Genomic DNA, 18,219 nt, shown 5'->3' with positions numbered 1-18,219 from the left:
TCGGGCGCGGCGTCGCCGTCGGGCGCCGCCCGGGCCGCACCGGGTCGCGTCGGCGGCGGCCTGGTTCTCGCCGACGGCGCCGCTACCTGCCCGACCCGTCCATCCCCGCCGGCGGCAACCGGCTCCACCAGCCCGACACCCCCGAAATCCTGCGCGGCCGGGCACCGTCCCAGGGCACCTGTCACGGCATCGCGACCGGGCGACCCGCTCCGGCTCGCCGACGGGGCCGGGGTGTCAGACGCCGGAAGCCGGACAGACGCCGAACCGACAGCAACCACATGTGGAAGGAGACCGGTGATGACTTCCAGCAAGCCCGCCCGGCACACGTCCATGGACGAGGGCCAGGCCAGTCGCTTCGACGGCGAACAGCACGGCTGGTCCGGCGACATCGACGCGCAGGAGCAGCAGCGCAACGACAGCGCGCACCGCTCCTTCCATCCCGAGAAGTACGCTCCGGAGCCCGGTGAGGGGCGCGAGCCCTCGAAGGAGGAGGAGCAGGGGGTGCCCGGGCAGACCGTGCAGAGCACAGGCCCGCGCGGTGAGGAGCAGGGCCCCTCGGAGCACCGGCGCGACCACGGGACCAAGGGCCCGTCCGGGCGTCCGGCCGGCGGCTATTCGCAGAAGGCCCGCACGGGTGTGGACCCGCAGGAACCCGGCCGGTCCGAAAGCGGCCGCTGACCGGCCGGTGCCTCGGGAACAGCCTCGGCGAGGTCCGTGACGGCCTGGGCCGCGATCCGGTGGGTGTCCGCGGGCAGCAGGTAGCGGTGCCCCCGAACAGCGCTTGGCAGGTTCGTCGCGGAGTGAGCCATGTGACCTTCCCCGTTGGCGTCGGTCATTCCGTGGTGGCCTCCGGGATCGGAAGCGGTGGTGCCGGTGCGGTCGGTTCAGCCGGTGACGGTCTCGGCGTGCCGGGTGAGCGCGTCCAGGAGTGCGCTCTGCTGCTCGGTCAGCTTGCCGTCGGTGCGGGCCCCCGCCTGCTTGCGCAGCCAGGTGCCGGGCCGGAACGTCGGGTCGGCTTCGCCGCCGGTGCGGTTGACGGGGCCGGTGAGGGTGCCGCCGGCGGCGAGGTAGGCGAGCAGGCGGCGGTAGGAGCGGTTCCAGTCCGGTTCGAGGCGCCACAGCTCGTCGAGGGCGTCGAGCTTGGCGACCTGGGCCGTGGTGAGGCCCGCGGCCTTGCGCTGGCGGCGCATCCACGCGCCCACGGCGTAGTCGTCCAGCTTCGCCGTGGCGGGGATCGCGAGGTGGCCGTGCTGGTGGTGGAACGCGGCGGCGTAGGCGTAGCCGCGTTCCCAGGCGTTGGCGTTCTTCGACCAGATCATGCCGAGCGCGTCCAGCTCGCTGACGCGGGCCGCATCCAGCAGGCCCTGGCCGTGGAGGTGGCGCTGGCGGGTGAGCCAGGAGATCAACTCGGCGTGCTTCGTCTTGTCGGTCGGGTCGAGGTGGCCGTGCTGGAGGTGGAACACGGCGGCGACCGCGTGCATGCGCTGCCACTCGAGCGCGCGCGGGTTGAACGCGCGCAGCTTCACCGTCTGCAGGATCCGCGCCGCGTGGCGGCGGGCATCGATCCGCAGCCAGTCCACCGGCGACTCCGCCACCGCCGGCGGCTCCCCCTGTCCGGCCTCTCCGGCCTCGGCGGCCGCGCCTTCCTCTTCCGGCGAGGCCGTGGTGGCGAGCAGGGCCGGCTGGGTCCGGTGGGCGCGCAGCTCGGTGATCCGGCCGACCACCCGGGCGTCGTGGGCCGCCAGGGCGCGCAGGACGCGCCAGATGGTGCGGAAGGAGCCGGCCTCGATCTCGGCGTCGGCCTCGGCCTTCACGGCCTCTCCGGCGTCGTGGACCTCGGCCGGGTCGGCGGCCGCCGTGTCGTCGCCGGCCTCCGGCGTCGGGAGGTACACCGGGATGACGACCCAGGACACCTTGCCCTGGCGGTAGGACTGGCGCAGCGCCCGGCCGACGGCCTGGACGATGTCGATGACCGAGGACTTCGGGTCCGCGAAGCACACCGCGTCCACGGCTCGGACGTCGATTCCTTCCGACAGGAGCCGAGCGTTGCAGAGGATCCCGCACTCCTCGCCGTCCTCGCCGGTGTGGGCCTTGAACTCGGTGAACGCGGCGCGGCGGTCCCTGAGCCGGTCGGTGCCGGCCACCGCCTTCGCCCAGATCCGCTCCGGACGGTCCTTGTCCTCCAGCAGCTGGGAGGCGTCCAGCAGGGTGTTCGCGAACTCCCGCGCCGCGGTTACCCGGGAGTGGAAGGTGATGACGCGCCGCAGGCCGAGGTCGGCGACGGCGCGCAGCACCGCGATCTGCAGGGCCAGGCGCAGGAGTTCCTCGTTGGTGCGCTGGGAGCGGAGGTCGGCGACGGCCGGGAGGTTGAGGAGGTCGCGCAGCTCTTCGTCGGTGACGACGGGGACCAGGACGCGGTAGTCGGCGAGGTAGCCGTGTTCGATGCCCTGGCCGAGGGTCCAGGTGAAGACGGTTCTGCCGTAGATCGTCTCGTCGTCCATGGAGCAGAGGGCGGGCAGCTTCTCCGCGCCCTCTCCGTCGGTGTCGGCGAGGTCGGCCAGGCCGTCCTTCGCGCGCCGGTCGTCCGCGATCCTGGGCGTGGCGGTGAAGTACAGCCGGCGCGCGGCGGGGACCTGGGCGTCGTCGTGGACGGCCGCCCAGGCCTTGCCCTCCGCGCCGGCGGTGCGGTGGGCCTCGTCGATGACGACCAGGTCCCAGGCCGGGAGGCCGAAGTCGCGGTGGGCCTGGACGATGCGCTCCAGGCTGGCGTAGGTCGCGTACACGGTGACCGGCTCGCCGGCCTTCTCGGCGGCGACCAGGTCGGCGATCCGGGCGGCCTGCGTGGTCACCCGGGCGTGGACGCGGCCGCCGGCCTCCGCGCTCTCCAGCGCCTCCTCCCGCGAGCAGGCCGCCACCGCCAGGCCCCGGCGCCCGCCCCGCAGGGACCAGGCTTCGGCGGTCTGCTCCAGCAGCTCGATCGTCGGCACCAGCACCAGCACCCGGCCCCGAGCGGCCAGACGCCGGGCGCAGCCGGCCGCGATGAGGGTCTTGCCGGAGCCGGTCGCCGCGATGACGGTCGCGCGGCCGCCGTCCTTCACCTCGCGCACCGCGGCGGCCACCGCGTCCTTCTGGAACCAGTGCAGCGGCAGCGGGTTCACGGCGGTGCCGAGCGGCCGGGCCGGGAGCGGCGGCTCGGGCTGGGCGCGCGGAGCGACCGGCACGGTCTGCTCGGCGGTGGCGGCGGTGGTCTCCACGGCGGTGGCTCTCCTTCGTGTGCCGGACGGGTGCTGGGGTCAGTGCTCGTCGGGGTAGGCGTAGCGATGGAGGGCGTCGATGAGGCTCTCCACAAGGCCGCCAAACGGCGTGATCGTCCACTCGCTGTCGAAGCCGCCCTCGGTGAGGAGGATGTCCGCCAGGGCGTCGGTCAGTTTCTGGGCCTCCTTCTCGCTCGGGCGAACAACCGGGTCAAGCACCACGCGGCACTGCTGAGCGGCGCGGCGCAGCACGGCGAGCATCTCGTCGGGGCCCGTGAACCAGTCGAGGCGGTCCTCGGCCGTCGCGGTGGCATGCCGGGCGGCTCGGGAGAGCAGCCGGTGTGCGGTGCTCGGGGAGATCCGCAGGTTCGAAGCGATCTGGCTGATGGTGTGGCCGCTGTCCTTCAGCGTGACGGCTTGGACGCGCAGCTCTTCTTGCCTGGTGGTGCCGGGGCGGCGGGTGTGTTCGGCGCTCATCGGCGCTCCTCGGGGATCCAGCCGCGGACTTCCAGGTAGGCGATGTCGGCGTCCTCGACGGCGCGGCCGGTCTCCACCAGCCACTCCTTCATGGCCTCGGTGACGTCGCCGTGGGCGTCGGCGACGCGCTGGGACCATTCGGCGGCGTCGAACCCGCCCGTGCTCGCGGAGCCGTAGGTGCGTTCCTCCGTGCCGTCGGAGCGGGGGACGAAGCCGCGGCGGATGCCGCCGGAGTCCTTCTCCGAGCCCGCGCTGTAGACGTACTGGTCGGCTTTCATCCGGACGGTGAAGGCGAGGCGGCCGCCGGCCTGGCCAGTGGCGTGGACCACGGGCGCGAGGTGGGAGGCGCCGGACTTGATGGCCTGCTTCCCGGCGCGGCCGGCCATGCTGCCGCCCGCCTCGCCCACGACGTCCTTACCGCGCACTCGGGCCTTCTGTCCGGTCTTGGTGCGGCGCCGCTCCATGTTCTCCTGGGCGACGGCGCCGAGTGTCTCGGTGTCGCGTTCGCCGCCGCGCACCGCGCGCACGACCTGGCGCAGCGCGTTCACGAACGCCGCGCCCTTGCCCTTGGTGAAGAACTGGGAGACGAGCGAGGCGTCGCGGCCGAGCATCCTGGCGACCTGGCGCTTGGTGTAGCCGTGGTCGATCAGCTCCTGGGTCAGCCTCGCGGCCTCGTTCGGGTTGTCCGGGTCGGCCGGGCTCACTGGTCAGCCCCCGTCTGTGCGAGTTCGGCGCGGCCCAGGCCGCGCAGCTTGAGGTACTGCTCCTGGCTGGTCGGGTGCTCGATGGGGCCGGTGAGGTGGCCCTTGAGGAGGTAGTCGCCGGGCTCGCCCCGGTAGGGCCAGGGCTGGCGCTCGGTCAGGGCGATGCCGTCGGTGCCGAAGTACACGACTGTGCCGGGCTTCGCGTGGAGGGCGCCGGCGTGGGCGATGACGTCCTTGCCCTGGCGGTACTTCATGTCCAGCAGCGCAGCGCGGGCGCCCGACCACACGTAGGCCGCCCACTCCGGGTGCGCGTACGGGTCGCGGGAGAAGCCGGCCTGTCGCTGCCAGGTCACCACCTCGCCGTCCTGCCCGAGGATCTCGACCCCGGCCGGGAGCGCCTCGCCGACCGGGGTGGTGCCGGAGACCAGGCGCGGGCGCTGGGCGAAGCCGCCCAGGCCGAACAGCAGCACCGACCGGACGGCGCGGGAGGCGAGGTAGGCGGCCTGCCGCTGCCGCTCGTCCGCGTGCAGCTTCGAGAGGTTGGTCAGGTCCGCCCAGGCCGCCTTCAGCCGTTTGCCCCACTCGTCCAGGGGCTTGCCGTCCTCGAAGAGCAGGCCGCCGAGGATCTCGATCCGCCACGGCGCGATGTGGTTGGACAGCGCGAGGTGGATCTCGGCGCCGCCCGCCCACGTGGTGAACGTCGCGCCGGGCTCGGACGGGTAGACCCAGGCGCGGTCACCGGTGACCGGGGCGGGGAGCAGGCCGACGTGGTTCCACCCGTCCGGGACGGTCACGCGTACGTTCCAGTGCGAGCAGGACATCAGGGCCTTGGTCTGCTCCTGCTCGGTCATCGCCGCGAACGCGGCCGCGGTGATGCGGCGTGGGGTGCCGACCGGGGACTTCCACAGGTGCTTGGCGTAGGCGAAGGTGCGGTCGTACTCCACCAGCGCGGGCAGCTGCTCCGGCACGCGCGGGGGAAGGATCAGCTCGGTGCGGCCCTGGCCGCCGGTCGCGTGCAGGAGGCTCCGGAGTTCCTCGCTGAGGACCGGGTAGCCGCCCGCCCACTTCCCGGTGGTGGGGATGGTGCGCGACCACAGGTCCCGGCCGGTCTGCGACGGGGAGCCCATCAACACGGCGTCGTCCCAGTGGCGGCGCAGCGCCTGCCACAGCAGCGCGAACGCCTGGCGGCAGGTGACGACGTCGGCGCCGTCCGGGTCGAACCACTCCCCCATGCTCCGGATCTCGGTCGTCCCGCTGTCCGGCGCGCTCGCGGGGGCGTAGCGGCCGACCGGCTGGCGCTGGTGGACGAAGTGTCCGGCCAGCTTGTCCCGGCCGGAGCCGACGGCGGTCGTCCACCGCTGCGACGGGGTGTTCAGCCAGGCGGCGACGGCGTCCTTGAGCGTGCTGTACCGCTCGGCGCCATCGTGCCAGGGGGCGCCGGCGGTGATGTAGATCCGCTCGGTGCCGGGCGCGGTGGTGAGGACGGCGTCCAGGATCTCGCCGGGGGTGCGGGCGCCGAGGTCGAGGCGCACCACGCGGTCGCGCACCGCGAGGTCGCCGGTCGCGGCGTCCAGGAACACCGTGGCGCGGGCCTGCTGGGTGAAGTTGGGGCGCTTGGAGACCAGCCCGGTGGTGACGGCCTCGAACCGGGCACCGGCCGGGCCTTCCGGGAGGGTGGGCAGCTCACGCGGCCCGGCAGCGACCGGAGCGACCGGAGCCGTCGGGACGACCGGCGCAGCGGCGGGCGCAGCCGGGACGGGCTGCTCGACGGCGGCCTGGTCCTCGACTTCGGTCGGCGCCTGGACCACCGGGGCGGCCGGGGCCGACTGCTCGACGACGGGGGCCGGGCGGGTCAGCACCGGGGCGACCGCAGCGGCGGGCTCAACGACCGGCTCGGCCACGGGCGCCGGGGCGGGCGCAGCGGCAGCGGCGGTGTCCTGGTCGTCGGCCTTGGCGGCGCGGACGGCGGCCGGGGTCGGGTCCAGCAGCGGCGCGATCCGCACGACGTCGCCCACCGACAGCCCGGAGGCCTTCGCGATGGCCGGCGCCTGGGCGCCCTCGTACCCCGCGAGCCCGGCGACCCGGCGCGCCCGCTGGGCGGTGAGCTTGTCCAGCTCCTTCTGCGCGGCCGCGACCTGCTTCTCGGCGGCCGTGATCCCGGTACGCAGCTCGCGCAGACCGGCGAGCTCGGCGGTGTACGTCTTGCGGTCCATCAGGGTGTCACTTCCCTTCGGTGGCGTCGGTGCTGGTGCCGGTGTCGAGGGGGCGGGCCTGTCGGGCGAGAGTGAGCCAGCCGTCCGGGCCCCGGGTGCCGTGGATGTCGGCCAGGCCCGCGAGCAGGAAGGCGTAGGCACCGCGCTTGGGGGCCCGCGGCTGAGCGGCGCCGTTCTCCCACTTGGCGAACGTCTCGCGCCGGGTCTTCAAGGCCTCGGCGACCTCGACCTGGGTCAGGCCGGCGGCCTTGCGCAGCCGTTCCCGCTCGGCCGGTTCCGGCAGGTCGCCGCCGTCCCGGGCCTTGGCCAGCAGCGCGTCCACTGCCGCGTAGATCTCGGACATCACACACCTCCTGACGAGACAGGCAGCATAGATCACCTCTTGATACGCATCACTTTTCGCCGCATGTCGGTAACACAATGACCTCATGGACTTCGCCGGACGCGCTGGAGCCGCGGCGCCTGCACGGCGCGTACCGTCCTGCGACAAATGATCTTGACTGTTCGCCAGATGATCTTGACGGGCGATAGGTTTCTGCCACTTGATCTTGATCGGTGGTGGGGACCCGGTGGCTGTTGCCGCGCTGGCGTACGACGATGCGGTGCTGTTGGCGTTCGAGTTGGACTTCGTCGACGCTGGTGAGCGTCGTCGGCTGCCTCTCGAGCAGGCTTGGAACCGGCGGTTCTAGTCCGCTGAGCCGGTACGCGAGTTCCGCTGGGCGAAGGACGGGCAGGGCTTCGCGGGCTGGTACTTCTCCGCGACGGTGGGCGACCACGTGGGCTACGAGTCGTGGCTGGAGCGGGATCGGCTGATCCTGCTGGACCGCGAGCCGACGGTCGTGGCGATCGCCTCGCAGCCGTTCTGGCTGCACTGGCACGACGGGAAACGGCGGCGCCGGCATGCGCCGGACTACTTCGTGCGGCTGGCCGACGGCCGGGGCCAGGTCGTGGACGTACGGGCCGGCGACCGGATCGAGCGGACGGACGCCGAGGCCTTCGACGCGACGGAGCGGGCTTGCCGGGCGGTCGGGTGGGAGTTCGTCCGCGTCGGCGAGCCGGATCCGGTGCTGATGGAGAACGTGCGCTGGCTGTCGCGCTACCGCCGGCGCCGCTGCGCGAACCCGGAGGTCACCGGGCGGCTGCTCGACGTGTTCGGCGAGCCGGCGCCGCTGCGGGCCGGGGCGGCGCGGGCGGGCGATCCGCTGGTGGTGCTGCCAGTGCTGTTCCACCTGCTCTGGACCGGCGACCTGGCCGCCGACCTGGCGAGCGCGCCGCTGTCGTCGACCACGCTGGTCAATGCCGAAAGGCGGGCGCGTTGAGCGGGATACAGCGGCCGGCCGGGATCGCGGTCGGCGCGTGGGTGCGCTTCGCCGGGCAGGTGCGGGCGGTCGTGGGCGTCACCTCGAAGACGGTGACTCTGACGGACATCGGCGGGGGGCCGGTGGAGGTGCCGGTCGCGGAACTGACGGGCGATCCGGACTTCGCCGTGGTCGACCTGCCGGTCCGCACGCCGCTGCCGGCCCAGTCGAGGCCACGTCGGCGAGTTCCTCAGGGTGGCCCGGCCGGAACCGTTCGTAGGCCTGCGCGATCGCGCCGAAGCTCTGCACGAGTAGACATGCCGAGCATCGTGGCCCAACCGGAGCAGACAGCTCGGGTAGCAACCAGCCGGCAGCCTCCGCACAACGTGCACACGGGGGCTGCCGGTGTTGTCAGCTTCCCCGACAGTGGAGCAGGCTGCGACGTCGGAGCGGGCGGGCGGTGAGGGTGCGCCGGCCGCCCGATCGGGATCGGCTCCGGGGGGGGCGTCACGGGCCTGGAGCAGAAATTCCCGATGGGCGCCGGCTCGGGGCGCATCGAGCGACCACGGCCCACCGACGCCACGCCACCCTGCTGGGGTACGGTGCGGTCAGTCGCGGTAGTCCACGTCGGTCGAGTTGGAAAGACTGCCTTGGAGCAGCGGGGTGGGGTTCAGCTGCCACTCCCCGGTCTGCGGGTTCAAGTGATACTCCTGCACCTGGTAGTGCAGCGTCTCCGGCACGCCTTCGAAGCCGAACTGCTCGTCCGCGCCGGCCATCTCCACCCTGAACCGCAGGACCCTCCCTTCTTCGAGCACCATGCGCTTGACGACGCTTTCAACGGTCCGCTCGAACTGCTGATTGAGGCTATTGCTCATCGGGACGAGATTGTGCGGTTCCGCGGGACCATGGAGATGGTGGTTGAGGAGGTGGCCGCGAACAGCGCCCAGGCCCCAGGCGCCGCCTTCCGGCTCGAACCCTGCTTGCCCGGTCGGGGGCCGCATGGTGAGTGGGTTGGCGTCCATGGCGATTCCCATCTCGACGTCGACCATCTCCCCGTCCTCGTCGACGTCGTGGAAGGCACCGCTCGTGAACGTTACGGCCGTAACGGGCATATGGGCGAGCGAGGAGGCGCCGTGGTGGCGTGTTTCCCACGCGCTGACGGCCTGGTGCGCCGTCTCCAAGACTACCTTGACCGCCTGTCCGTAGTCCCGGCTCCATGGGAATCGCAACTGGTTCCACATGGCGGCGAGTCCGGTGTCCTCCCCGTTCTCGTGGGCATGGTCGAAATCGAGTTGCTCGTCTTCCGATCCGGTACCCGTCTGGGTGCCGGTCGCCCTTCCCTTCTGGTCGATTCGAACCTCCTGCTGGTATCCGTCCTCCATGTGCGAGCCGTCGTCGTTGAGCTCGATGACGTGACAGACGATCGCTGCGGGAAGGGGGTCCGTCTGATCGCCTTCTACCCGTACCGAGTAGAAGAAGGTGCCACGATCGTTGTAGATCATCTTCTTGAGCGGTTCTTCGACCAGACGGCTGTGCACAGTGTTGAGCTTCTTCGAGAAGGGCGCGAGGTTCACCTGGGTGGCTGGTCCGTGGAGGTGGGCGTTGAGGAGGTGCCCTTCCACCGCTCCGCCGAGTCCGGCGTAGGTGCCCGCGGTCGCATCGGAACCGGCGGCACCCCTCAGGGTCAGCGGATTGGCCCGCATCCAGGTACCTCGGGGCACTCCCCTCACCACCTCGACCGGACCGAACCGGACGCTGCTCTCCGGAACGTTCTCGGCCTCGCCGAACTTGTTGCTGAGTGCCTGCTGCACCTCGCCCATGCCACTGCTCCAGCCGTCGGACAGCTTCTGGTAGGTCAGCAGGATCTGGTGGACGTCCACCGCAGTGAGGTGGTCCGGTTGCTGCGCGGCACTGTGCAGAGTGGCCCAGTCCCGCAGCGGAGAGGTGTCGTGCGGTGCGGGGTCATGGTCTCGCAGAAGTCCGATGCCCGGGGCCCGTTGCACGGCGACCGCATCGGGTTCGGGCGCACGCTGGACCTGGCCGCCGTGGTCCACTGCCGTGGCCTGGGCGGAGGTGGGACCGGCGGCGGCGTTCGCAGGGCCGGACATCACCCGTCGGGCGTTGGCTTCAGCCGCACGTTCGAAGCGGTCGGAGGGGTCGGAGACACGCAGTCCGTCGCCGTGGTCGGTGCCGGCGACGGAGCCTTGGCGCTGCTGGATGACGTGGGTGAGTTCGTGGGCGAGGGTGTGCCGGTCGCGGCCACCGTCACCGATGACGACGTGGTTGCCGCTGGTGTAGGCGCGGGCGCCCAGTTCGGCGGCGGAGGCCTTGGCGGCGCTGTCGTCGTGGATGCGCACATCGGTGAAGTCGGCGCCGAGACGAGTCTCCATGTCGGTGCGGGTGGCGGTGTCCATGGGACGGCCGCCGGTGCGCAGGACGTCGTGGACGGCGGAGCGCTGCACCGCCGGCTCGATGCCCGGCTGCTGGCGGCCGCAGCCGGCGCCGTGCTGGTGCTGCTGCTGGCTGTGGAGCAGGCCGGCTTGGCGCATCATCTGCCCGACGGCGGCATTGCCGATGGACGCCTGCAAGGCCAGGATCCCCTGTGGGGAGGCCACCCCCGGCACGGCGGAGCCCGACAGCGGCGCGGGAGTGCGTGCTACGGCCGGCTCAGGGGTGGCTTTGCGCCTGTTTTCCCGTTTGTGTGGCATTTGTGCCCCCTCGGGTCGCCGACGCCCCTACTGGTGGGGACGTGGTGGATGAACCGCAAGCCTCTTGGATATCGCGTGCAGGACGGTCGGGAACAGGGCCGTACGGACAGTCCTCGCCAACCCGACGGGCACAACGGGGGGACTAGCGGGCACCCACTGGGTTCGGTTTGGAGCGTGGGTGCGCGCTGGGGGTGCGGGCACATTCATGAGCGTGAGGCGCCGGCCCCGCCCGCACCGAGGTCACCGGAGGCTCAGCACATCCAGGGCGAGATAGGCGGCGGCGGTGTCGGTCAACTCACCGTGGCGGAGCACGCGGCTGCGGAACTCCGCCGGATCGAGGGTGACGACGTCGATGAACTCGGCGCGCTCAGGGGTCGGTTCGGCGACCTTGACGCAGCCCGCCGCGAAGGAGGCGAAGCGGCGGGCGTTGGCGTGGGCAGTCCGCCAGGGAGTCCCGCTGCAGCTTGTTCGCCGCGTCAGCCCTCGTTTGCGGATGGCCGCCGCCGCAGGGTAATCACCAGCGACGCAAACGCCCTCCTCTTCCCCTACGCCAACCGGTCAAGCGCTACCTGGCATAGCGGGCGGGACTCGGCAACTCCGATCGAGATCATTTGGCAAACAGTCAAGATCATCTGCCACAGGACAACGTCGCGTACGCCCTCGGATTCCGCGGGCATGACGGAGTGTCATCATCCGGTGACCGATTCGCCGGACAGGAGTCCGCCGGCGGAGCCGGACGAGGCCATGCCTGCTGCCGATGACCCGGTCTTCACGGAGGCCGAGGTGCTGTCGGATGCGGCCGGTCGGCGGCCGGAGGCGGCCGGTCGGTGGCCGGAGGCGGCCGGTCGGTGGCAAAGCGCAGGCAAAGTAGGATCGGTGCGCTCGGTCCCCCGGTTCTGTGAGGAGTGCCCTCGGATGGTGTTCAAGCGGCTTCTCGGCGCCCTGGGCGTCGGTGGACCCACCGTCGACACAGTGCTGTCCACCCCGGCCGTCCATCCCGGCGGCACCGTGCACGGCCAGGTCAACCTGGTCGGCGGCAGCCGGGACGCCGACATCAACGGCATCACGCTCTGCCTGGCCGCCCGGGTCGAGGTCGAGCACGAGGACGGCGAGAGCCACACCGTCAAGGAGTTCGCCCGGGCGCAGGTCTGCGGCCCGCTGCGGCTGGCCGCCGAGGAGCAGCGGGCCGTCCCGTTCGCCCTGCCCGTGCCGTGGGAGACACCGCTGACCGCGATCGGGGGTCACCACCTGGCGGGCATGGTGCTCGGGGTCCGCACCGACGTGGACATCGCCGGCCAACTGGACCGCGGGGACACCGATCCGCTCGCGGTGCAGCCGCTGCCGGTGCAGCAACGGGTGCTGGAGGCGCTGGAGGCGCTCGGTTTCCACTTCCAGCGGGCCGATCTGGAAGCCGGCCGGATCCACGGCACGGGCCAGACGCTGCCGTTCTACCAGGAGATCGAGTACAAGGCGGCGCCGCAGTTCGCCCGGCGTTGCAACGAGATCGAGCTGTCCTTCGTCACCGACCCGCACCGGGTCGAGGTGGTGCTGGAGTTCGACAAGCGCGGCATGTTCCGTGGCGGCGACTCGGTGCGCACGTTCGTGCTGGACCATGCGGCCGGGCAGCACGACCTGACGGGCACCGTGGACGGCTGGATCCGCGGCGTGCTGGGTCACTGACCGCGCGCCGCGGACCCGGTGTCCGGTTGGACCGGGGCGCCGGGTCATCGGTCATCGGTCGGCAAGGCGGCTGTGCGGCAGCCCGTCCGCCGCGATCGGCGCGGTCCCGGAGGTATCGTCGGGAGCGCTGGACATGATCGATGGGCAACGGAGGTGCTGCACATGGGAGTTGACGCCGACCGGCCGGCTTTCCTGCTGGTTCACGGGGCCTGGCACGGGGCTTGGTGCTGGGACCCGGTGCGCGAGGCGCTCGAGGGCGGCGGTTGGCGGTCACACGCCGTCGACCTGCCCAGTGCCAACTCCCCGGCCGGCCGGTCGGTCGGCATGCTGGATGACGCGCAGGCCATCCGGGACGGCCTGCGGCGCATCGGCGGACCGGTGGTGGTGGTCGCCCACTCCTACGGTGGGGTGCCTGCGACGGAGGCCATAGCGGATGCCGCCGACGTGGTTCGGGTGGTGTACGTGGCGGGGTTCCAACTGGACGCGGGCGAGAGCATGTTCACCTTTCTCGGCACGCCCCCGCCGGACGACGGCAGCGGCCAGGCCCCGCCCTACCCGGACGCGCGGCGCATTCTGTTCGCCGACGTTCCCGAAGCCGAGGCGGAGCGGGCCGTGGCCCGGCTGCGGCCGCAGAGCATCCGTTCCCTCACCGAGCCGGTGACCACGGCGGGATGGCGCACCGTACCCTCCAGCTACGTCGTCTGTGAGCACGACCAGGCGCTCGACCCGGCCCGGCAGCACGAGCTCACCACCCGGGCCGGCACCGTCCACCGGCTGGCGAGCGGCCACTCGCCGTTCCTCTCGATGCCCCGGCGACTCGCCGCCCTGCTGGGCCGGATCGCGGCCTCCGAGGGGGTGACCGCTGGCGGAGGGGTCCAGGCGCCAGCCGGATCCTGACCGACGGGGCAGCCGGCGTCCGGGCCGACGAGCACCCGCCCGTGCCCGGCCGCTCCGGCCGCGGCTCGTCCGGTTCTCCCCGGCCGTACGGGCGCCGGTTCGCCGACCGGGTACGGTCGGTACGGGGGCTGCGCGGTGTGCGGCGGCGTGCGGCCGGCGTGGGAAACGCCACACTTCCGGCCCTGGGCGTGCCGGTGCTCGCCGCCCGGGCGGCGGCCCAGGACACTGGTCGCCGTGACTGATGTGCGCGAGACCTTGGATTACCAGACCTTCGGACGGGCGGTGCGCGAACTCGCGCAGACGATCGCCGACGACGGCTACGAGCCCGACCTCGTCCTGAGCATCGCCCGCGGCGGGGTGTTCGTGGCGGGCGGTCTCGCCTACGCGCTGGACTGCAAGAACATCCACCTGGTGAACGTCGAGTTCTACACGGGCGTGGGCACGACTCTCGAAATGCCCGTCATGCTGGCGCCCGTTCCCGCCGCGATCGACTTCACCGACAAGAAGGTCCTGATCACCGACGATGTCGCCGACACCGGCAAGACATTGAGGCTGGTGCACGACTTCTGCCTCGACCATGTCGCCGAGGTCCGGTCGGCCGTCATCTACGAGAAGTCGCACTCCCTCGTGAAGTGCGAGTACGTGTGGAAGAGGACCGACGACTGGATCGAGTTCCCGTGGTCGACGCAGGGACCGGTCGTCAGGCGCGCCGGGCAGGTGCTCGACGCCTGATCGGAGGCGGCGGGCGCGGGGAGCACGCGGCATGACCGCCGCCCTCGGGCCGGGCGGCACCGTGATGTGAACGGGCCGGTCGCCGACGGGACTTCGGGCGCGGCTGCGACGGGCGGCCTGCCGGGCGGCGGTCGGGTGGCCGGGGCACGTTGCCGTGCCCCGGCCGGTGTCAACCGCTGTTCGGGCCGGCCGTCATCCGGTTCTCAGCAGACCGCGGTCCGGTCGTAGGTCCCGCCGACGGTGTGGAAGTACCTGCTCTGCCTGTTCGGGATCGACTGGCACGAGGTGTCCCGCCAGTAGTTGACGATGATCCGGACGTTCATCGTCCTGCCGCAGTTGTTGTACACATAGCCCGCGATCCCACCGCCGGCCATGTTCGTGACGCTGCTGCGGTCGATGCAGGCCGGCGCCGTGCCACCGGCGGCCAGCGGCGCCGAAGCGGCCTGGGCCGGCACGGCGCCGCCCAGGCCTGCCAGCACGAGGGCGGCCGAGCCCGCGAGGATCCGGGACTTCGTTGCTCGCATGGTGTTCCTTTCGACGCGGTCCGCGCCCTGGAGCCTCGGAAGTCGGTTCTCCGCGAGACATGGCTCCCGGGTGCGTCGCGCAATCAGGTTCGCCGCGCCCCCGGCCGGGCTCAACGTGATTCGGACCAGGCCGAACCACGGCGTTCCGGGGAGGTCGGTGGTGTTCGGGCCCCTCGGCGTCGTCGCCCGCGGCACTCACCCCGGTGGCACTCCAACTCCTCGGTGGCGTAGGGCGCGTAGCCGTCCAAGGCGGTCGTGTCGCAGGACATCGCGCTGCGCTGTGGCCCGGGGCGAATCCACGGCCTCCGGGGCCGGCAGGGCCGGAAGGTCCGAGGAGACGGGTGACGGGCGGGTGAAGGGCAAGCCGTTTCGGTGCGCCGGCGCGGGGGACTTTTCGGATAGTCGCGGCAGGCGCCGCTGGACGAGGCTGGGCCCTGCCCCCGGATGATGTGGAGACCACATGGCTCGACGACGTTCCCTGCCCCGGCTCGGCCTGGCCGTACCGGTCGTGCTGTCGCTGACCGCCTCGCTCGGGTTCCTCCCCGCGTCGGCCTCGGCGACGCCCCGAATACCCTCCGCCGCGCGGGCCGGGGACGCGCCCGCCCTGGCGTACGTCGTCAACACCGGGACCGACCGGCACACGATCGCGCAGGTGCGGCGGGCCGTCACCGCGGCCGGCGGCAGCATCGTCGTCACGTACGACGCGATCGGCGTGATCGTCGCCCACTCGGCGGACCCCGACTTCGGCAGGCGGATGCGCGCGGTGCGCGGAGTGGAGTCGGCGGGGGCCACCCGGACCGCGGCGCTGAGCGTGGTGGGCACGACCGAGGAGGGCGCGGTGCGCCGCCTCTCCGAGGCCGAGGCCGCGAGGATCGCGAAGGCGTCCGACGGCGGCGAGCCCCTCGAGGCCGAGCAGTGGGACCTGCGGGCGATCGGCGCGGACAGGGCCGCGAAGGTCAACCCCGGCAGCCGGGACGTCACGGTCGCGGTGATCGACACCGGCGTCGACGACACCCACCCCGACCTCGCCGCGAACTTCTCCCCCGCGCAGTCCGCGAACTGCGCCAGTGGCAGGGCCGACACCACGTACGGCTCCTGGCGGCCGGCGGACCCGGAGTACTTCCACGGCACGCACGTGGCGGGCACGATCGCCGCGGCCCGCAACGGCGTCGGCGTCGCGGGCGTGGCACCCGGCGTGAAGGTCTCCGGCATCACGGTCTCCCAGCCCACCGGCCGCCAGCTGATCTACGCCGAGAGCGTCGTCTGCGCCTTCGTGTTCGCCGCCGACCACGGTGTGCAGATCACCAACAACAGCTACTACGTGGACCCGTGGCAGTACAACTGCCTGGACGACCCCGACCAGAAGGCCGTCGTCGACGCGGTCGACCGCGCCCAGCTCTACGCGCAGCGCAAGGGCACCCTCAACGTCGCCGGGGCCGGCAACGCCAGGCACGACCTGGCCTCCGGGGGCTTCACCGACGCCGGCAGCCCCAACGACTCCACCCCCGTGAACCGGACGGTCGACCCGCACAGGTGCTGGGACCTGCCCGCGCAGCTGCCGGGCGTCGTCACGGTCAGCGCGACCGGCGCCAAGGGCGCGAAGGCGTACTACTCCAACTACGGCCTCGGTGTGATCGACGTCGCGGCGCCGGGCGGCGACCAGTACGTGGCCTCGGACACACCGTCGGGGTCGGGCGGCATCCTGTCGACGCTGCCGAACAACCAGTACGGCTACGAGCAGGGCACGTCCATGGCCACGCCGCACGTCGCCGGGGTGGCCGCGCTGCTGAAGTCCGCCCACCCGCAGGCGACCCCGGCCCAGTTGCAGGCGCTGCTCAAGGCCCAGGCCGACAATCCGGGGTGCCCGGCCGACCCGTACGACTGGAACGGCGACGGCGTCGTGGACGCCGTCTGCGCGGGTGGCGGGCGCGTCAACGGCTTCTACGGCTTCGGCGTCGTCGACGCGCTGCGCGCGGTCGAGTAGGCGCAGGGCGTACCCGGCCGGGGTGTCCCGGCCGGGTACCGCGAGCGCTCGCGGTCACGCACCGTAGCGGGTGGTGTGCCGGGGGCTTTCGGGGTCGGGGAACTGGACAACGTAGGATGGCCGAACTCCCGCGCTACGCGCGAAGAGTTCCATAAATGTTCTATTTGTCTGTTTTCTTCTCCCGCTTCACACGCACGGAGCCACCCTCATGGACAACCTGTCCACCGTCGACGTCGACGGCGCGATAGAGACCCGCGGTATCGAACCCGTTCCGGACCACGAGCGCCGGGGCAGAGTCCGCGAGCTCTTCCCGACCTGGGTCGCGGCGAACATCAGCGTCCTGCTGCTCACCATGGGTGCGGCCCTGGTGGTGTTCAACCGGTTGAACTTCTGGCAGGTCCTGGTCGTCGCCGCGTGCGCCGCACTCGCCTCCTTCGGCATGGTCGGCGTGCTGTCGGTCTCCGGGAAGTGGGGCGGGGCGCCGGGCGCGACGCTCTCGCGGGCCACCTTCGGGGTGCGCGGGAACCTGTTCCCCGGCGCGATCCTGTGGATCGCCCGGTTCGGCTGGGAGACGATCAACGCCGTCACCGGCGCGTACGCGGTGCTGACCGTCCTCGACCTGCTCTTCGGCGTCAAGAGCAACACCGCGCTGATCGTCATCACGCTCTTCGCCTTCGTCGCCTGCACCTTCCTGGTTTCCGGCATGGGCCGCAAGGCGCTGAACGTCTGCAACACCTGGTCGACGTACCTCTTCGGCGTCTTCAGCGTCCTGGTGCTGGGCTACCTGGTCGCGACCATCCACTGGAGCGAGGTCTTCGCCAAGCCCGCGGGCACCACCGCGATGATGATCGCCGGCATCGGGACCATCGCCGCCGGCGGCATCAGCTGGGTGCCCACCGGCCCGGACTTCACCCGCTACCTGCCGCACGCCGCCTCCGGCCGCAAGATCGCCGGCGTGACGGTCTCCGGCGCCGGCCTGGTGATGGTGCCGATGGTGCTGATGGGCGCCGTGATGGCGGTGGCCTCCCCCGGCCTGGCCGACGCCGCCGACCCGGTCTCCTTCCTCGGCGACCTGCTGCCGACCTGGCTGGCCGTGCCCTACCTGCTGACCGCGATCGTGGGCATGCTGCTGATCAACAGCCTGTCCATGTACTCGGCCGGCTTCACCGCCCAGACCATGGGCGTCAAGCTGCCGCGCGCCATGGCCGTCAGCATCAACGCCGTGATCTCGCTGGTCGGCGGCCTGCTGCTGATGCTGGTCGCCAAGAGCTTCCTGGGCTCCTTCATCACCTTCCTGATCCTGCTCGCCGTCTCCTTCTCGGCCTGGATCGGCGTCTACGCGGTGGACATGTTCCGTCGCCGCTCGCGTGCGGTGCGCTACGACGCCGCCGCGCTGATGGACACCACCAGCGGCAGCCGGTACTGGTACAAGGGCGGCTTCTGCTGGCAGGCGATGGTGTCCTGGGTCGTCGCGCTGCTGTTCGGCCTCGCCTTCACCAAGTGCGACTGGTTCGCCGGCCCGCTCTCCGGCACCTTCGTCGGCAAGTACGGGCTCGCCTGGGCGGCGACCATCGTGATCTCCGGCGTGATCATGGCCGTGCTCCCCACCCCCCGGGAGAACACCCCCGCCGCCGGCCGGCAGGGCGCCGACGCCCCGGCGGAGCGGACCGACCGGGTCACCGTCTGACCGCACGGCGCGCCCCGCACTCCCCCGCCCCGCCGGCTCGATCGAGCCGGCGGGGCGGTGT

The 18,219-nt window shown here is 72.1% G+C and carries 13 protein-coding genes and 1 pseudogene; 7 read left to right on the top strand and 7 right to left on the bottom strand.

Features of this window, described 5'->3' with window-relative positions:
* Positions 1-297 precede the first annotated feature (297 nt).
* Positions 298-678 (top strand): hypothetical protein, encoded by a 381-nt coding sequence (locus tag ACZ5OX_RS28810; protein WP_465634131.1) that lies wholly within the window; start codon positions 298-300, stop codon positions 676-678.
* Positions 679-884: 206 nt separating this feature from the next.
* Here ACZ5OX_RS28810 and ACZ5OX_RS28805 read toward each other — a convergent pair whose 3' ends face one another.
* The 5 genes from ACZ5OX_RS28805 to ACZ5OX_RS28785 are packed head-to-tail and all read right to left on the bottom strand — an operon-like array spanning position 885 to position 6,991.
* On the bottom strand, positions 885-3,254 hold the full coding sequence (locus tag ACZ5OX_RS28805; protein WP_465634129.1) for a helicase associated domain-containing protein: 2,370 nt from the start codon (positions 3,252-3,254) through the stop codon (positions 885-887).
* Between the two features lie 39 nt (positions 3,255-3,293).
* A complete protein-coding gene (locus ACZ5OX_RS28800; RefSeq protein WP_465634127.1) occupies positions 3,294-3,731 on the bottom strand; it encodes a helix-turn-helix domain-containing protein in 438 nt (145 codons plus the stop codon).
* Positions 3,728-4,435, bottom strand: a complete 708-nt coding sequence (locus ACZ5OX_RS28795) for a helix-turn-helix domain containing protein (protein ID WP_465634125.1) — start codon at positions 4,433-4,435, stop codon at positions 3,728-3,730. Before ACZ5OX_RS28795 ends, ACZ5OX_RS28800 begins: the two co-directional genes overlap by 4 nt.
* Positions 4,432-6,648 (bottom strand): hypothetical protein, encoded by a 2,217-nt coding sequence (locus ACZ5OX_RS28790; RefSeq protein ID WP_465634123.1) that lies wholly within the window; start codon positions 6,646-6,648, stop codon positions 4,432-4,434. The genes ACZ5OX_RS28795 and ACZ5OX_RS28790 overlap by 4 nt, the downstream gene beginning before the upstream one ends.
* Before the next feature lie 7 nt (positions 6,649-6,655).
* The gene (locus ACZ5OX_RS28785; RefSeq protein WP_465634122.1) at positions 6,656-6,991 is read right to left on the bottom strand and encodes a helix-turn-helix domain-containing protein; all 336 of its coding nucleotides are present in this window, start codon (positions 6,989-6,991) and stop codon (positions 6,656-6,658) included.
* Between the two features lie 361 nt (positions 6,992-7,352).
* Between ACZ5OX_RS28785 and ACZ5OX_RS28780 the strand changes: the two are divergent.
* Positions 7,353-7,967 (top strand): annotated as a pseudogene (locus ACZ5OX_RS28780) (TnsA-like heteromeric transposase endonuclease subunit); the annotation flags it as partial.
* 587 nt (positions 7,968-8,554) lie between these two features.
* On the opposite strand, the gene ACZ5OX_RS28775 reads toward ACZ5OX_RS28780, so the two are convergent.
* Positions 8,555-10,534 (bottom strand): eCIS core domain-containing protein, encoded by a 1,980-nt coding sequence (locus ACZ5OX_RS28775; protein ID WP_465634120.1) that lies wholly within the window; start codon positions 10,532-10,534, stop codon positions 8,555-8,557.
* A 1,035-nt stretch (positions 10,535-11,569) separates the two neighbouring features.
* Here ACZ5OX_RS28775 and ACZ5OX_RS28770 point away from each other — a divergent pair.
* From ACZ5OX_RS28770 to ACZ5OX_RS28760, 3 genes are all read left to right on the top strand, one after another.
* Positions 11,570-12,334 carry a sporulation protein gene (locus tag ACZ5OX_RS28770; protein WP_465634119.1) on the top strand — a complete coding sequence of 255 codons (765 nt, stop codon included), beginning with the start codon at positions 11,570-11,572 and terminating at the stop codon, positions 12,332-12,334.
* Between the two features lie 162 nt (positions 12,335-12,496).
* A complete protein-coding gene (locus tag ACZ5OX_RS28765) occupies positions 12,497-13,231 on the top strand; it encodes an alpha/beta fold hydrolase (protein ID WP_465634118.1) in 735 nt (244 codons plus the stop codon).
* A gap of 234 nt (positions 13,232-13,465) precedes the next feature.
* Positions 13,466-13,963: a phosphoribosyltransferase gene (locus ACZ5OX_RS28760; RefSeq protein WP_465634116.1), complete on the top strand. Its 498-nt coding sequence runs from the start codon at positions 13,466-13,468 to the stop codon at positions 13,961-13,963.
* Between the two features lie 203 nt (positions 13,964-14,166).
* Here ACZ5OX_RS28760 and ACZ5OX_RS28755 read toward each other — a convergent pair whose 3' ends face one another.
* Positions 14,167-14,487 carry a hypothetical protein gene (locus tag ACZ5OX_RS28755; RefSeq protein WP_465634115.1) on the bottom strand — a complete coding sequence of 107 codons (321 nt, stop codon included), beginning with the start codon at positions 14,485-14,487 and terminating at the stop codon, positions 14,167-14,169.
* A 460-nt stretch (positions 14,488-14,947) separates the two neighbouring features.
* Here ACZ5OX_RS28755 and ACZ5OX_RS28750 point away from each other — a divergent pair, with 460 nt between their 5' ends.
* Both ACZ5OX_RS28750 and ACZ5OX_RS28745 read left to right on the top strand, forming a co-directional pair.
* On the top strand, positions 14,948-16,471 hold the full coding sequence (locus ACZ5OX_RS28750; protein ID WP_465634114.1) for a S8 family serine peptidase: 1,524 nt from the start codon (positions 14,948-14,950) through the stop codon (positions 16,469-16,471).
* Between the two features lie 208 nt (positions 16,472-16,679).
* On the top strand, positions 16,680-18,158 hold the full coding sequence (locus ACZ5OX_RS28745; protein WP_449791238.1) for a purine-cytosine permease family protein: 1,479 nt from the start codon (positions 16,680-16,682) through the stop codon (positions 18,156-18,158).
* Positions 18,159-18,219 lie beyond the last annotated feature (61 nt).

This window comes from Kitasatospora sp. NPDC032121, from assembly GCF_055580145.1.
This window is presented reverse-complemented; position numbering and strand designations above follow the sequence as displayed.

Coding starts and splice junctions, on each gene's coding strand:
- ACZ5OX_RS28745 (WP_449791238.1), top strand. CDS start 16,680: ATGGACAACCTGTCCACCGTCGACGTCGACGGCGCGATAGAGACCCGC.
- ACZ5OX_RS28810 (WP_465634131.1), top strand. CDS start 298: ATGACTTCCAGCAAGCCCGCCCGGCACACGTCCATGGACGAGGGCCAG.
- ACZ5OX_RS28770 (WP_465634119.1), top strand. CDS start 11,570: ATGGTGTTCAAGCGGCTTCTCGGCGCCCTGGGCGTCGGTGGACCCACC.
- ACZ5OX_RS28800 (WP_465634127.1), bottom strand. CDS start 3,731: ATGAGCGCCGAACACACCCGCCGCCCCGGCACCACCAGGCAAGAAGAG.
- ACZ5OX_RS28755 (WP_465634115.1), bottom strand. CDS start 14,487: ATGCGAGCAACGAAGTCCCGGATCCTCGCGGGCTCGGCCGCCCTCGTG.
- ACZ5OX_RS28790 (WP_465634123.1), bottom strand. CDS start 6,648: ATGGACCGCAAGACGTACACCGCCGAGCTCGCCGGTCTGCGCGAGCTG.
- ACZ5OX_RS28785 (WP_465634122.1), bottom strand. CDS start 6,991: ATGTCCGAGATCTACGCGGCAGTGGACGCGCTGCTGGCCAAGGCCCGG.
- ACZ5OX_RS28750 (WP_465634114.1), top strand. CDS start 14,948: ATGGCTCGACGACGTTCCCTGCCCCGGCTCGGCCTGGCCGTACCGGTC.
- ACZ5OX_RS28765 (WP_465634118.1), top strand. CDS start 12,497: ATGGGAGTTGACGCCGACCGGCCGGCTTTCCTGCTGGTTCACGGGGCC.